Raw genomic sequence first — 13,485 nt, 5'->3', positions numbered from 1 at the left:
CCTACCAGTCTGGTCAGCACTAGGGATCGCCGCAGCCCGTCACTGGAGTGGAGCCGCCGTAAAGTTACGCGCGTAGCACCTTGACCATCGCCTTGCCTTTGGCGAGTTCGTCCACGAGCTTGTCGAGATAGCGGATCTTCTGCATGAGTGGGTCCTCGATCTCTTCGACCCTCACCCCACAAACGACACCCTTGATGAGCGAGCTGTTGTCATTGAGACTCGCGCCCGCAAAAAACTCTTCGAACGTCGCCTCGGTCTCGAGTTGATGGGCAAGCGCCGCACCGTCGTAACCCGTCAGCCACTCGATGACCTCGTCCAGCTCCTCGCGCGTGCGGCCCTTGCGTTCTAACTTGGCAACGTAGAGCGGGTACACGTTTGCGACGGGCATCGAGAAGATCTTATGCATGGCTTCCACACTACGGCCAAGCGGCACCTGGATGACGAAGTTAGGTCGCTTCTATCTTGGCGTCATTGGCGGCACCACTAAGAGACAGCTTCACAAGGTGCGCGTGCGCGTACTCACATAGGAGCGCATGGCGGTAAACCAGTTGCGGCACATCGACGTTCGAGTCCATCCAGAGGCTGAAGCCGCCGGTCTTCCATTGCCGGAACGTTTGATCGTCGCAAACGGTCGCGAGAATCTCGAGCAGGGAGTCGTCAAACCGCATCGAGTGTACTGCGCGGCGGTACTCCTCGAGTGTGAGCGCCATAGAGAACGGGACATTCATGAGACATAGTGCTGTCTGAATGTCGAGGCGCATGAGGCGTCGACGCTGTGGTTCAGCGTCCAGCGGCGGGACGTCGAGTTCAGCAAAGTCAATCGTGGCAGGTCGGACCAGCTCAACCGAGTCGAGCGCGATGAGTACGTCGTAAATGTTGACATCGTGCTCTACCACCGCCTGATCACCGAGGCCGGCCAGTGTCGTCGGCCGTAGCGTGACCGGTTCCATCACGACGGACGAGTTGCGGATGATGAAATTCACCAAATTCGTTTCAACCACGAAGTGACGGACCAGTAGTTCCACCGCATCCGGTGAAACAAAGCGCCTAAGAAACCACACGCACAGCCAGTCCATCATGCTCAGCGGCATCCACCGGAACGGCAACACCCGTTTGGTCACGGAGATTAACGCGACCGCAACCCGCGAGAAGATGCGTGCAATCGGGTACAACCAGCGCCGCGACAGCCGCTGCTGATCGTCGGTGATCTGCCTCACTAGTGCGCGATCTAGCGGCACCGATGGATCTGCGTTGACCGCCGACCACATGTTCGGATCTGAGAGAGGGTGCTCCCCCACGTTAGCGACCCATCTCCTCGAGCTGCAGGACGTAGAGCCTGCCCACCACCTGAGCACAGCGCACTATCTCGTCAGCGGCGGAGTCGTCGATGATTCCCGATCCGAGAATCGCCTCGAGATTGCCCGTGTGCTCGCTATCCGCTTCATCGTGGTACCGCATGAAGTACACCTGGTTGTCGGCTAGCCCGAGCACCTCTTGAAACTTGTTGGCCCACTGAGCCGCACGCCTTGCTCCCATGCCCTCAATGATGAACATCGCACCAAGCAAGCCGATGGGATTGGGCCGGTCGGCATAGTGAAACATATAGCCGGAAAGCGCCTCCGAGCCAATGTTCTTACGGCCGCCGCGCAGTACGTCGAGTGACCCACCCACCGCAACATAGTCGCGCTCAAGCATGAGGTAGTCACGGTGCTCTTCCTCGGCATGGCGAATGGCCGCCGTACGGAGTTCAAAGTGATCAATGTCGAAGTTGGAGGCCGCTCGGGAGATCCACGGCGACCCGTCAACAACCTGCTGACGAAGGTTGAAGAGAAGTTCCCGATAGTCGCCAATGGTCACCGTGCCCTCCGCGAGCCGACTCAAAACCGGCACTTGATCCAGACGAAGCTCAAAGTCGTTCCACACCTCGGCAAGTCTTTCGCTGAGAGATTCCGTTGCGTGCGTTATCACGTCTATTCTCCTAATTTCTCGGATGGGGCAACCACAGTGAGGTGGGCAAAGGCAAAGGAGAACCGCGCGGACTCAGGCACTGCCAGCAGCACAGTCTCTCCGGGTAGGAACCGGCCCGAATGCCAGGCCTCTTCCAGCGCGATAAAAATGCTCGCCGACCCCGTGTTTCCCCGGGTCTCGAGGTTCGAGTACCAGCGATCGGTATTCAACGAGGGAATTCGCTTGCGAATACCTTCAAAGGCGAGGTCGCGGAACATATTGGTGCTGTAGTGACATACGACGTGATCGAGCTTCTTTACATCGATAAGCCCGGTGTCGACAAGTTCCTCGAACTGCCGGATACCCGCGTCCGCGAGCTCGTCCAGCACGCTGACGTCCTGACGCAACACCAACATGCCAGCAGCATCAGCATGATCAACGTCCTGCCAAGTCTCCCCGACCACCGGGTCGATGCCCTCCATTCCGGCACGCATGCACACGTCGTGTTCATGAGCAAGGGACACGTGGCGTACCCAATCAACCCTGAGTGACGGCCTGCTCGGGTGTGGCTGGAACTCGACGATTGCGGCACCCGCACCATCGGACAGCATCCACCGCAGAAAATGCGAGTCCATCCGGGCGCGAATACCGTCGAAGCGACGCTGGCGGAGGCTTCGGCTCGGCAGCTCTGATCCGACTACCGCGGCTATCGGATGATCGCCGAGTCGAATCTTGCTCACCGCCGCGTCTAACGCGGCAAGGCTCGATGCGCACACCCCCGATGAGGTGAGCACCTGCATTGGCCCACCACCGAGTCGGCCGTGCACCATCGACCCAAAGCCTGGCACGAGCACGTCCCCCATGGTGGTCGCGCACGCCAGCATCCTGAGGTCCGCGGCAGCGATACCTCGGTCGTCGAGAGCCGCCTGCAATGCCTTCACGGCGAGCTCCTCGTTGAGCTCCGTGGGCTCACCGCGCTCGTCCAATGCGTAGTGACGCTGCTTGATGCCGTTCGACTCGAGGACGCGACGCCGGATGCGGTCGGTGACCGCGTCATCGCCCCCCAGGCGTGCCACGATTCCTTCGTTGTCCACGGGATCTCCAGGGAGGTACCGTCCAAAGCCCGTGAGATACGCGGTCGCTGACGTTGCCATATCGGTCACACTAGCCTAGAAGCGGCGGCCACGATCGTCGCAAGTGAACAAACTGTGGAGAACGACGAAAGCCGCCCCGAAGGACGGCTTTCGTTTCTGTCTGGTGGAGCTGAGGGGACTCGAACCCCTGACCCCCTGCATGCCATGCAGGTGCGCTACCAGCTGCGCCACAGCCCCGCGGTCTTGCGACCGGAGCGCCCCGAAGAGCGACTGCCATAGTACCGAATCGGCGGTGCACTTTCCTAATCGGCGGAGGAATTAGCTCACGAGAGTAGACGCAGGCTCCTCCCGCTGAACCGGGGCGCGGTCCTTGAAGCCCACCATTACGATTACTGCCGCGCCCAACACGAGCGCGGCGCTTGCCAATCCCAGCCATCCCAGACCGGAGTCAAAGGCTTGCCCCGCGGACGCCATGAGAGAACTTGCCGTGCTCGCCGGAACCTCCTGTGCGACAACCGCGGCACCACTAATGGTCTCCCCCGCCAGTGTCGCCTGATCAGGAGTCAATCCGGCGGGTACCGTCATGTTCGCACGATAGAACGCCGTGATCATCGTCCCCAGTGTCGCGGTACCCACGACGGCCCCCAGCTCATAAGCAGTCTCGGAAATGGCCGAGGCCGCGCCCGCCTTCTCCGCGGGGACGGAACCGATGATGGTGTCGTTGGACAACGTCTGTGACATACCAACGCCAATTTCGATGAAGCCAAACGCCAGCAGGATTGCCGGGACAGTGAAGTCGACCCTGAACACGACGACGAGGATAAAACCGATGGCAATCAACAGCAGCCCGGCCACCATCAGGTACTTGGGCGCGAATTTCTTGCTCAGCCTCACCACACCAATGCCAGCAATTGCAGACAGCACCGCTCCCGGCAGCAGCACCAGTCCAGCATTCATGGGGCTCATTCCAAGCACCAACTGCAGGTGCTGAGCAATGAAGAAGAGGAATCCGATGAGGCTGACGACGGACAGGAAATTCGCGAGCACCGATGCCGTGAAGGGCAGTCGCTTGAAAAGGCGGACGTCTAGCAGCGGCGTCGCGCTATGAAGCTGGCGGACAATGAACCAGGCGATGATCGCCGCACCCGTGGCAGCGGCGACGATGGGCCAGACGGTGATGCCGTCGTGTGCCAGTGTCTTAATAGACCAGACCACCAGGAACATTCCGACAAAGGAAAGTACGGCACTAGCGAGGTCGATGGGACCCGGGTTCGGGTCCTTGGACTCGGGAAGCAAGAAGCGGTACATCACCAGTAGCGGCAACAGAATCGGTACGGCAATAAAGAACACCGAGCCCCAGTGGAAGTGCTCGAGCAGAGCCCCGCCCAGGATGGGGCCCAGGCTGTTGCCGGCTGCAAAGCCGGTGGCCCAAATCGCGATTGCCTTGCGCCTGCGCATGGGGTCAATGAAAATATTGCGCAACAGCGACAGAGTGGCAGGCATGAGCATCGCGCCAAACAGACCCAGCGCCGCTCGTGCGGCAAATAGCTGCTCCGGGGTAGTCGCGAACGCCGCGAAGGCCGACACTAGCGCAAAGCCGACCGCACCGATGATCAGCATGCGCCGACGACCAAAGCGGTCGCTCAGGCTACCCATGGTGACCAGCAGTGCTGCGAGGACGAGCGCATAGATATCCGCGATCCAGAGCTGCATCGTGGCGCTCGGGCCTAGGTCCTCGGTGATGATGGGCAGGGCAAAGCTCAGAACAGTGTTGTCCACCGAGATCAGGAGGACGGGCAGCATGAGCACGACGAGTGCGGCCCACTGCCGACGGTGGGACATCTCGGCCGCCGAGTTTGGCTTGGTAAAGAGGGACATGTGGTCATTCCTTTAGGAGAAAAGCGAGCCACCGTGGGACATAGATGCGCATCGGTGACGTAAAGCAGGTTGCGGCAAGTGCCGCGGAAGTTACTAAGAGGCGGGTGCTGCGAGCCGCTCACTGAGCGCGACGCGAGTCGCTTCTGGAACGCTCGAGCCGAGAAGAGAAGCGAAGAACAGCCCGTCGCCTACGAGTCGGATCATGAGCGCGCGCTGCTCGGCGTCGGGCCCGGTGAGTTCCTCCGCGATCTTTCGGTCAACGTGTGCGGTGAACTCCCCATAGTCGCTATCCCCCGTCTCGCCCGCCGCGCGCAGCGCTTGCATCGTCGTAAAGAGCACGAATATCTCATTCATCTCTTCTGACTTGGGGGTCGACGCGGCGAGCCAAGCCTCGATCGCGGACCCCTGTACGCACAGGTCGTCGAACCAGGCGATGGACTTAGCTCCCAGCCACTGGGCGAGGCCGCGAAGCAGTGTCACCCGAGTGGGAAAGTGGTGCAGTAAGCCGCCCTTGGAGACGCCCGATGCTCGTACCACCGCGTCGAGCGACGGCACCGCCCCATTGGCCAGGGTCAGGTCGAACGTCGCCTGCACGATGGCAGTGCGGGTATCAATGGCGCGGGTGTCTGTAGGCATCGCAACATCATACAGTCCGTCTAGACGGTCGGTCAATTGGGGGCGCCCAAGATCAACCATCAAGTGAACGTGAGACGCGATGGCGCACCAAATTCAACCAAAAACTGAACGCAGGGATGGCGCCAACGGAGTGATGACGACGCTTACCGTCGAGACTCCTGATGCGACCCCGCCATGGGCGGGGCGACGATGGGTGCTACTAGGCGCCGATGTTGTGGCGGTCTAGGGACCAGCCGCCACCTTCTGGCTGCACCAGACGGGACCAAGCAGCGTTCTCAAGGTTGCCCACGCGCCGGCCTGCGACCTCGAGTTCCAAGAGATGCAAAATCGCCATGCGTGCCGAGCTGCCATGCGTCACGATCAGCAGGTCGTCTGGCACACGACTCACCCAGTCGAGGATTCCTTCGACCATTCGCGCTCCCACCGAGGCGTGGTTCTCGTATCCCTCGTACTCGGGCTCGCGCCCCGCGCGCCACTCCTTGTGCTGAAGTGGGTCGAGCTTCTCGCGTTCGTCGGCGGTCAGTCCCTCCCAGGGGCCATAGTCGCGCTCAACGAGACGCTGATCCGTGTGGACTTCGCATCCCCACTGCGCAGAAATAATGTCCGCAGTCTCGCGCGTGCGGTCGAGCGGTGAACTGACCACCACGACTCCCTCACGCACCGCCGCGCCGAGCGTCGACGCGGCATTCCTCGCCTGCTCACGTCCGGTGTCGTTGAGCGACGTGTTCGAGGACCCTTGCAGGCGACCCGCAACATTCCAGTCGGTCTGGCCGTGACGAACGATGTAAATCTGTGTCATGAATCTGAGGCAATCGGGAGCGGGACCACAGGGCAGTCTTTCCAGAGTCGCTCGAGCTCGTAGTACCCACGATCCTCGTCGTGCATCACGTGCACAATCACGTCGTTGAAGTCCAGCAGCGCCCAGCGGCCCTCGCGCACGCCCTCACGGCGCTTGGCGTCAGTTCCCTCGGCGCGTAGAGCATCCTCGATTCCCTCCGCAATCGCGGCGACGTGTCGCTCGTTGGTTCCCGATGCAATGAGGAAGATGTCGGCAAGCGGCATCTTGGCACTCACGTCGAGGGCGACGATGTTCTCCGCCTTCTTGTCGTCTGCAGCCACTGCGGCCATTCGTGTGAGCTCAATAGCTCTTTCTGTCGCGGTCATTATCCTTGCCCTGCCAAATTCCATACGAGCACGCCGAGAACAAAAGCTATGGCACCGATGACGGCTATATGCGCCCAGCGGAAGTGGCGTGCGCCACCCGCGGGGTGAAGTTCTGGAACCTTGCGACGCGCGACCTCGATGCTGCCGGTCGTCAGCGGTGGCTCGCCACTCGAGTAGGCCGTAGGAGAGAACGGCGCGGGATGCTCGGGATTGGTGGCGGGGGCCAACTTGGAGAAGTCTGGCTGCGGGATTGCCTGCGACGGCGCGTCGGCCAGTTCTCGAGCAGTGGCGTTCGTGTCATTGAGTGGGTGCGAGTCCCAAATCGACGGCGCAACGGCGGGGTTGACCTCATCGGATTTGGGTAGCGGTGCATCGGGATCAACCGTCATCTCGGCGAGCGGAACCTCGTCGTCAGGCGCAGCGATGAGATCGTCGAACGATGCTTGAGGTGGCATTTGCTTGGGCTCAGCGTCGAGTGACTGAGAATCACTGGACTCGTCTACGTCTGCAGCAGGCACATCAGTCTCAGGCTCGTCGACGGACTGGTCGTCGGCAAGATCCGCCGTGTTCTCAGTGTCGAGTGCCGCGACCACTGGAGCCGCGCGCCAAGGGTTCTGCTCCGTTGCCACGTCATCCGCAAGGACGTTGACTCCGTCGCCGGTGGCGACATCGCCATCACCGGAGTCACCCACTTCAGCGTCCGCGCCCGAATCGTCGCCTGCCTGCTCGGTGGGCTCCCCCCACTCAGGCTGGGAGTCAGTCGGGGCGGCCTGGTCTACGACGCGCGCGCCTGAGCCCTCAATGCCGGCCATCGCTTCAGCTGTCAAGCGCCGGAACTCCTCCAGAGAGTCGCCTTGCGGCTGATGCGCTTCGCTCGCGGAGGGGCCAGCAGCGGCCTGGGCTGCTTCCTCACGCCGCGCAGCCATGGCGCGGGCCTGCAACGATCCCGGTGGGAACATACCTCGGAACGCCGCAGGAATACCGTCATCGTCACCCGGCAATGGCTGGTCGGGGGCAAGATCTGGCTCGCCGTCTTCCGCGACCGCCTCAGCGACAAATTTGGCGTCAGGTGCAGCATCAGGTTCTTCGACAACGTCGGCGTCGGTCTCAGAGTGGGCCGCGGGCTGGGGTTCAGATCCAGCAAAAGGTTCGGCTTCGGCTTCGGCTTCGGACTCCGGCTCCGGCTCCGGCTCCGGCTCCGGCTCCGCAACAGTCTCAGGTTCGGTCGACATTGATTCAGCATCGTCAGACTCCACGTCGGGCAACTCATCAATGTCCGGCCCTACGTCCTGAAGGACCTCACTATCGTTTCGAACATCGTCGTTTCGAACATCGTCGTTTCGAACATCGTCTTCTCGAGTGGTGTCGGCTTCCGCGACGCGCCCAAAAGCGCTTTCACGCACCGGAGGAGTCGATTCGTCCACCTCCACTGGGGCCTGAGGTGCGTCGTCCCCGTCGGCGAGACCAAGTGCAGCGGCCGCCGCCGCGGCATCGGCCGCCGCGTCAGCTGCCTTACGCTTCGCGATCTGCTCCTGCTGTGCGATGACCTCGGGAGTCATCGCGGGCAACTGACCGGTGGCGATCATCTCCTCTTCGGCGGTCCACGTCTCCATCGGCTGCTGTGAGCGTTCGATTCGGCGGCGGTCGCGACGCGACAAGCCGTCAGTGGGAGGCGCGGGGTCATCCCCAGCAGACTCCATGGACTCGGTGGCGTCGGATTTGGTTGCAGCCGCGCGCGCTTCCATGGCGCGCCGGTCCCGTCGCGAGAGGGGCTTGCCCTGCTCAGTCATCCAGTCCTCCGAGGTAAAGCTCATGCTTCGAGATGTAATCGACCACCGATGCGGGCATCAAATACCGGATCGGCACACCCGCCCGCACGCGGCGACGGATATCAGTCGAGGATATCGCCAACGAGGGCGCTTCCACGACTCGGTGCGCGGTTTCTAACTGGGGAAACGAATGACCGGCGCGAGTCACTCCCACGAATTGGGCGAGATTTCCCAATTGCGCCGAGTCCTTCCACTCGGACAACCTCGCAAGCGAGTCCGCACCAGTGATGAAGAACAGATCGGCGTCGGGATACTGCGACGTGAGATCGCCGAGCGTGTCAACCGTGTAGGTCACTCCCCCGCGATCGATGTCGACGGTCGAGACTTCAAACCGGGCGTCATTGCGCACCGCCTTTTCGCACATGGCGACACGATGGTCCTCCGATGCGCTGACCGAGTCACGTTTGAACGGCTGCACTGCGGTAGGCACAATCAGAACTTTATCCAGCCGCAGTGCGGCGCAGACCTCCGACGCTGCCGCCAGGTGCCCATGGTGAATAGGATCGAAAGTCCCTCCCAGGACCCCGATCCGGGTGCGTGATGCACTCACGTCAGTGACGGGTGCCAACGCTCCGGAATGCAAACGTGATGAACAGCAGGGTCATCAGCCCGGCAAAGGCCAGTAGGCCGATGGCAGCCGGCGAGATCGCCATCTCATTGACAGCATGTTCGCTGGTGGTAACAACTTCATTAATCACGGTGACTCCAATCACGGTCTGGACCGATTATTCCACGTACGGCGCAGTTTAAAGGCCGCCGCGACGGGCGCCGATGCTATGGCCGGACATGTCCATCGCCGTAGACCACCCAGGTTGTTGTCGTGAGTTCGCCCAGGCCCATCGGCCCGCGTGCGTGAAGTTTCTGCGTCGAGATCCCGATCTCCGCGCCCAGACCGAATTCCGCGCCGTCGGTGAACCGGGTGGAGGCATTCACCATGACGGCAGCCGTATCGAGATTCGCCACAAACCTATCCGCGGAACCGATGTCGTCGGTCACGATGGCCTCGGTGTGGCCCGTCGAGTAGCGGCTGATGTGTGCGATGGCCTCGTCGAGGTCGTCCACTACCTTGACTGCAATGTCCAGCGACAGGTACTCGGTACCCCAGTCGTCATCGGTGGCGACAACCGTCGGAACCCCCTCTGGGGCAAACCCGGCCGCAGCAGCATCGGCGTGGAGCACGACGTTCTCGGCGTGTAGCGCCGCCATTACCGCGGGAAGGACCCGGGCCGCCGCGTCGCGATGTACCACCAGAGTCTCGGCGGCGTTGCACACTCCGACGCGCTGGGCCTTTGAGTTGACCACGATGTCGACGGCGCGCTGTACGGGTGCCGATGCGTCGAGGTACACGTGGCAGTTGCCCTCGCCCGTCTCGATAGCCGGCACCGTGGAGTCGCTGACCACTGCCTGAATCAACTCGCGGCCACCGCGAGGAACGAGCACGTCCACTAGTCCACGGGCGTTCATCAGTACGCGGGCGCCTTCGCGACCGTAGGCATCAATGGACTGCACAGCATCGCGTGGCAGCCCGGCACCCTCGACGGCCTCCTGTAGGACCTCGACAATCACCTCATTCGACGATGCCGCGGCGGAGCCCCCGCGGAGAACGGCGGCATTTCCCGACTTCAACGCCAGCCCCGCAGCATCGACGGTCACGTTGGGACGTGCCTCGTAGATCATGCCAACGACGCCCATGGGTACGGCCTTCTGGATGAGGCGCAGCCCATTGGGCAGGGTCGAGCCTCGCTTCACTTCGCCCACCGGGTCGGGAAGCGTCGCGAGGAAGCGCAATGCCTCCGCAATTGAGCCGATGCGCTCCTCAGTGAGGGCGAGGCGATCCAACAGTCCTGGCTTCATGTCGTTGGCGCGGCCGCGCTCCAGGTCCTTCGCGTTGGCGGCCACAATGCGCGGGGCTTGTGCCACCAGTGCGTCGGCCATCGCACGTAGCGCGGCGTCCTTGGTTGCTCGGGTCGCCGTCGCGAGCGCGCGCGAGGCGAGCTTGGCGCGACGGCAGGCTTCGAGGACGGCGGACTCTACTTCAGTGCCACTACTGTTCTGCACGGTATCGGTCATGCCGGTAGTTTACGCGGATGCGCTGAGGACCTCCAAGGGCCACCGCTGAGCGGCTGGCACCCGTTAATTCCGCGCCCTCGCGGGCGCGACCGCATCGGCGACGGTAGGTGAGTCCTTCTCGGGACGCGAGCCAGCGAGCCGTCGCCGCATGGCCCACTTATCTGTCTCGATGGCGGCCACTGTCACTGCCGTGGCGCCAATGCAGGCGAGCCACTGCACGAGCGACAGCGGGGTGAGTTGCAGCCAGTCGCTCATAAAGGGCAGTTCCGTCGACAGCACGATGATCAACACCGGCCACATGAGGATCTTTGCTGCTCCCGCGATCGGCGCGGTAATGCCCGGCTCGGGATCACGCCTCAGTGCCAACGCGGTGGCGGACGTTCCGAATCCGACAATCACAAAGGTCATGGTCATTGGCACGCTCGCGGCAGCGGGTTCGAGGTACTGCTGGCCGAACAAGATGGGCAGGAAGGACATAATGAAGAGCACGCCACCGTAGAGCCCCCAGCGGCGCATTGCCTTGGTACTGGCGATGCCGTCAGAAGTGTCGCGTGGCGGCCGCGACATGAGCCCTGTTGGCGGCTTGTCCATCATGATTGTCATGACGGAGAAGATGGTGATCGCAAAGTTCAGCACCAGTACTTGAAGCGGCGTGAGCGCTACTCCCTGATTGATGTTGAAGATGCTCACCGTGAGGAACAGCACGATGAGTGATACCAACTGCGTCATTTGGAAGGTAATGTACGACGACACCTTGGCGTAGACCACCCTGCCCAGTCGCACTGCCTGCACGAGCGTCGCAAAGTTGTCGTCGGTCAAGACCAGTTTCGCGGCCTGTTTGGTGACCTCGGACCCGGACCCCATCGCCACACCAATGTCCGCCTGCTTAATGGCAGCCGCATCATTCACCGCGTCACCGGTCATTGCGACCACGTGCCCGTGATGCTGAAGCCGCTGCACCAGGCGTAGCTTGTCCTGCGGCGTGACGCGACCGAACACCGTGAGGTGAGGAAGCCGCTCATCCAACTCATCGTCACTCAAGGCCGCGAGCTGTTCACCGCTCAGCCCCTCGCCCTCGAGCCCCAACTCCTTGCCTATTGCGGCGGCCGTGACCACGTGGTCACCGGTGATCATGCGAATCTCGATACCGGCTGACTGCGCGTCGGTCACTGCGACCTTCGCCTCGGCGCGAAGCGGGTCGACGATTCCGACCACGCCCACGAACGTGAGGTCGGAGACCGCGCCCATGGGGTCGGCAAGCACCGCAGCCTCCTGCTCCTGCGGGATCAGCCGTACCGCGAGTGACAGCGTGCGTAGGCCATCCGCCGACAGTCGTTCTATTTCTGCGGTGATGGCCGCGGCATGGTCTTCGATGGGACCGCCTTCACCATGCCCGACCAATGACTCGGTGGATCTCTTGAGGATGACGTCGGGCGCACCCTTGACGAGCACGGCCATCTGAGTCTTTCCTTGCCACGGCACGCGGTGAAAGGTGGCCATGAACTTGTAGTCGGAGTCGAATGGCACCTCCGCGAGACGGGGAAACTTTGCCTTGGTGGAGGCGACATCCACCCCGAGCTTCTCTGCGAGCACCACAAAGGCCGCCTCGGTCGGGTCTCCGATCACCACGCCATCGGCGCTAACCGTGGCGTCGTTCGGTAGCGCGAGCGCGTAAGCGAGCGGGAGCCCCGTGCGGACGTCGGCCCCTGCGGTGCGCCGGACTGCGCCGTCGAATGAATAGCCCTCGCCGTCTACTACATAGGTCTCTCCAGCGCACCACACCGAGCGCGCCGTCATTTGGTTCATGGTCAGCGTGCCCGTCTTGTCCGAGCAGATCGCGCTGGTGGCGCCAAGCGTCTCAACGTCGTTGAGGGACGCGACGATCGCCTTGGACTCAGCGAGCTTGTTTGCGCCCCAGGCGAGCAACCGCTGCACAAAGGTGGGCATACCCGTGGGGATTGCGGAGATTGCCACCGCCGTACCCAGGAACAGAAGGTCTGAGATTGACTGCCCGCGGACGATGCCGAGGATCAGGATGAGGACCACGGCCGCCCAAGCGACAATTCCGATGGTCCTCGTGAGGCCCGACAGTTCCCGCTGAAGCGGGGAGTCGGAGCGCTCTACGGTCGCCAACATGGTGGCAATCTTGCCCATCTCCGTATCCATCCCGGTGCCCACTACCAGGGCGGACGCGGTTCCACGCGTGACCGCAGTGTTCTGAAAAACCATGGAGCGACGGTCGGCGAGGATGACGTCATGATCTGGCAAGGACGTGGCAGACTTCTCGACCGGGGCCGACTCCCCCGTCAGCGCCGCTTCCTGAGCCTCGAGGGTGCTGGCACGAACTATGCGCGCGTCGGCAGGCACGATGTCTCCCGCCTCGAGCTCAATGACGTCCCCGGGGACGATGTCGACTGCGGGCAGCTCGACCACCGAACCGTCTCTGCGTACCCTCACATGGGGCACCTGCATCGTCGCTAGCGCGTCAACGCTGCGACGTGCCTTACGCTGCTGTGCCGCACCGGAGACAATGTTGAAGATGACGAGCGCGCCCACCACCAGGGCCGTAGAGAATTGCGTGATCGCGGTAGAGATGACTGCGACAGCTAGCAGCATGAGATTCATGGGGTCGCGCATCTGTTCAAAGGCGAGGCGCCACCAACTTGGCGCGGCCTTCGCCGCTAGCTCGTTCGGACCATAGCGGGCCCTCAGCTCCGCGGCCTCCGCAGAGGTCAGCCCTCCGCTTCCCACGCCTAGGGCGTCAGCAACTGCCGACGGCTCCATCGACCACCAGTGGTTTGTCACGGCTTGGTCAGGACGATCCTCGGCGGTGGAAGACATGGAATACCTCGCATGACATCTGGAGT

13 protein-coding genes and 1 tRNA gene are annotated in these 13,485 nt (G+C 62.4%); all 14 read right to left on the bottom strand.

The features are described from left to right. Positions 1–64: 64 nt before the first annotated feature. Positions 65–406, bottom strand: a complete 342-nt coding sequence (locus AOP77_RS07610) for a DUF2200 domain-containing protein (protein ID WP_062211853.1) — start codon at positions 404–406, stop codon at positions 65–67. A 40-nt stretch (positions 407–446) separates the two neighbouring features. After that, a complete protein-coding gene (locus AOP77_RS07605) occupies positions 447–1,268 on the bottom strand; it encodes a DUF6999 family protein (RefSeq protein ID WP_062212599.1) in 822 nt (273 codons plus the stop codon). Between the two features lie 31 nt (positions 1,269–1,299). Further along, the gene (locus tag AOP77_RS07600; protein WP_201774108.1) at positions 1,300–1,968 is read right to left on the bottom strand and encodes an iron-containing redox enzyme family protein; all 669 of its coding nucleotides are present in this window, start codon (positions 1,966–1,968) and stop codon (positions 1,300–1,302) included. Between the two features lie 2 nt (positions 1,969–1,970). After that, positions 1,971–3,101: a 3-oxoacyl-[acyl-carrier-protein] synthase III C-terminal domain-containing protein gene (locus tag AOP77_RS07595; RefSeq protein WP_062211850.1), complete on the bottom strand. Its 1,131-nt coding sequence runs from the start codon at positions 3,099–3,101 to the stop codon at positions 1,971–1,973. Positions 3,102–3,202: 101 nt separating this feature from the next. Beyond that, positions 3,203–3,278: transfer RNA gene (locus AOP77_RS07590), tRNA-Ala, on the bottom strand. 81 nt (positions 3,279–3,359) lie between these two features. Next, entirely contained in the window at positions 3,360–4,919 is a 1,560-nt protein-coding gene (locus tag AOP77_RS07585; protein ID WP_062211848.1) for an MFS transporter, read from the bottom strand. A gap of 93 nt (positions 4,920–5,012) precedes the next feature. Next, complete coding sequence (locus AOP77_RS07580; RefSeq protein ID WP_160300066.1) at positions 5,013–5,555, bottom strand: TetR/AcrR family transcriptional regulator; 543 nt, start codon at positions 5,553–5,555, stop codon at positions 5,013–5,015. Between the two features lie 199 nt (positions 5,556–5,754). Beyond that, positions 5,755–6,354 (bottom strand): histidine phosphatase family protein, encoded by a 600-nt coding sequence (locus AOP77_RS07575; protein WP_062211844.1) that lies wholly within the window; start codon positions 6,352–6,354, stop codon positions 5,755–5,757. Further along, on the bottom strand, positions 6,351–6,719 hold the full coding sequence (gene rsfS, locus AOP77_RS07570) for a ribosome silencing factor (protein ID WP_062211841.1): 369 nt from the start codon (positions 6,717–6,719) through the stop codon (positions 6,351–6,353). Before rsfS ends, AOP77_RS07575 begins: the two co-directional genes overlap by 4 nt. Next, positions 6,719–8,533 (bottom strand): hypothetical protein, encoded by a 1,815-nt coding sequence (locus AOP77_RS07565; protein WP_152649824.1) that lies wholly within the window; start codon positions 8,531–8,533, stop codon positions 6,719–6,721. Before AOP77_RS07565 ends, rsfS begins: the two co-directional genes overlap by 1 nt. Further along, the gene (gene nadD / locus AOP77_RS07560; protein WP_152649823.1) at positions 8,502–9,116 is read right to left on the bottom strand and encodes a nicotinate-nucleotide adenylyltransferase; all 615 of its coding nucleotides are present in this window, start codon (positions 9,114–9,116) and stop codon (positions 8,502–8,504) included. The genes AOP77_RS07565 and nadD overlap by 32 nt, the downstream gene beginning before the upstream one ends. After that, on the bottom strand, positions 9,100–9,246 hold the full coding sequence (locus AOP77_RS12380; RefSeq protein ID WP_160300065.1) for a hypothetical protein: 147 nt from the start codon (positions 9,244–9,246) through the stop codon (positions 9,100–9,102). The genes nadD and AOP77_RS12380 overlap by 17 nt, the downstream gene beginning before the upstream one ends. A 76-nt stretch (positions 9,247–9,322) precedes the next feature. Next, positions 9,323–10,618, bottom strand: coding sequence for a glutamate-5-semialdehyde dehydrogenase (locus AOP77_RS07555; RefSeq protein WP_062211831.1), 1,296 nt, complete (start codon positions 10,616–10,618; stop codon positions 9,323–9,325). A gap of 63 nt (positions 10,619–10,681) precedes the next feature. Beyond that, positions 10,682–13,459 carry a cation-translocating P-type ATPase gene (locus tag AOP77_RS07550; protein ID WP_062211828.1) on the bottom strand — a complete coding sequence of 926 codons (2,778 nt, stop codon included), beginning with the start codon at positions 13,457–13,459 and terminating at the stop codon, positions 10,682–10,684. Positions 13,460–13,485 lie beyond the last annotated feature (26 nt).

This window comes from Demequina oxidasica, assembly GCF_000975115.1.
In the GTDB taxonomy this organism is placed as follows: domain Bacteria; phylum Actinomycetota; class Actinomycetes; order Actinomycetales; family Demequinaceae; genus Demequina; species Demequina oxidasica.
Note: the sequence above shows the minus strand (reverse complement) of the source record. Positions and strands in the feature narration are given on the sequence as shown.